The organism is Arhodomonas sp. KWT, from assembly GCF_010993615.1.
In genome coordinates this window covers 1-1,631 of sequence record NZ_WNXE01000393.1, presented here as the reverse complement: position 1 = coordinate 1,631, position 1,631 = coordinate 1, and the positions used below count along the sequence as shown (strand labels likewise).

2 protein-coding genes are annotated in these 1,631 nt (G+C 71.6%); both read left to right on the top strand.

Annotated features, from left to right (window positions below; translation table 11 throughout):
* Window positions 1–951: iron ABC transporter permease (locus tag G7A99_RS19275; protein WP_163143263.1), on the top strand; the 951-nt coding region annotated here is incomplete at its 5' end.
* Window positions 951–1,631, top strand: a 681-nt coding sequence (locus G7A99_RS19270; RefSeq protein WP_163143261.1) for an ABC transporter ATP-binding protein, incomplete at its 3' end; no start/stop codon positions are given. The genes G7A99_RS19275 and G7A99_RS19270, both read left to right, overlap by 1 nt.

Here is a 1,631-nt window from a genome sequence, read left to right as displayed (position 1 = left end):
ACCCTCTCGGACTTCGCCACGCCGGCGATCATGCAGGTCGACACCTTCACCCGGGTCATCTTCATCGAGTACAACGCCTTCGGCCTCTCCCGCGCGGCCCTGCTGTCACTGCAGCTGCTGACCCTGGTCGCGGTGGTGCTGTTCCTCGAATCCCGCGTGGGCAGCGAGCGCGAGCGCCCGGGTCGAGCGCTCAGCCTGCGTCTGCGGGCGCTACCCACGACGGCGGTCCTGGTACCCGCCGCGCTGGTGCTCGCCGCCGCCATCGGTCTGCCGCTGGCGGTCTTCGGGGCGTGGCTCGCACGCGAGGGCACTGCCGGCTTCGACCCGGCGATCGCCCTGAATTCCGCCTACACGGCCGCGCTGGCCGCCGCCGGGACGGTCATCATCGCCCTCCCGGTCGCCTACGCCGCCTCCGCCGGCCGCGTCGGCCGCGGCCTCGAACGGGTCACGTACCTGGGCTTCGGCATCCCCGGAATCGTCATGGGCACGGCGCTGGTCTACGTCGGCCTGCGCGTGCCCTTCCTCTACCAGACCCTGGCCCTGCTGATCCTCGCGTATATGCTACGATTCCTGCCGCTCGCGGTCGGCGCCGTGCGCTCGACCAACGAACGCCTGGACCGCAACCTGGTGGGCGCGGCGCGCAGCCTCGGCGCCACGCCGGCGGAGGCGTTCCGGCGCGTCACCCTGCCGCTGACGCTGCGGGGAATCATCGCCGGTGCGGCGCTGGTGTTCCTGGAGGTCATGCGTGAGCTCCCCGCCACCCTCCTGCTGCGACCCACCGGGTTCGAATCCCTCGCCACGGAGCTGTGGCGGGTCTACGAGGCCGGCTACTTCGGTCGCGCCGCGGTGCCCGGGCTGCTGCTGGTCCTGGTCTCCGGGCTGGCGCTGCTGGTCATGACGGCGGGCGAGCAACGCATCGACAACGCACCGGCAAGAGACAGGCAACGCTGATGCTGGCGGTTCGCAATCTGTGTGTCCGCTACGGGCGGACCACCGTCCTCGACGACGTGAGCTTCGAGCTCGATGACGGCGAGATCCTCACCCTGGTCGGCCCCACGGGCTGCGGCAAGACCACCACGCTGCGCGTGGTCGCGGGGCTCGAGCGCCCAAGTGCCGGGACGCTGGAGATCGACGGGGTGCACGTCGACCGCGACCGCTTCGTGCCCCCGGAGAAGCGCCGCACCGGCCTGGTGTTCCAGGACTTCGCGCTGTTCCCCCACCTGTCCGTGGCCGAGAACATCGGCTTTCGCGTGCGCGACCGCGCCCGGGTGACGCACTGGATGCGGGTGCTCGGCATCGAGACACTCGCCGACGCCTATCCGGACACCCTCTCGGGCGGGCAGAAGCAGCGCGTCGCGCTGGCGCGCTCGCTCGCCCACGAGCCGTCGCTGATCCTCCTCGACGAGCCCCTCTCCAACCTCGACGCGGCGCTGAAGGCGGAGCTGCGCTGGGAGATCCGGGCGGCACTCAAGGAGGCCGGCGTGGGGGCGCTTTGGGTCACCCACGACCAGGACGAGGCCCTGTCCATCGGCGACCGCGTGGGCATCATGCGCACCGGCCGGCTGGAGCAGCTCGGCCCGCCGGAACAGTGCTTCAGCGCCCCCGCCAGCCGTTTCGTCGCGCAGTTCCTC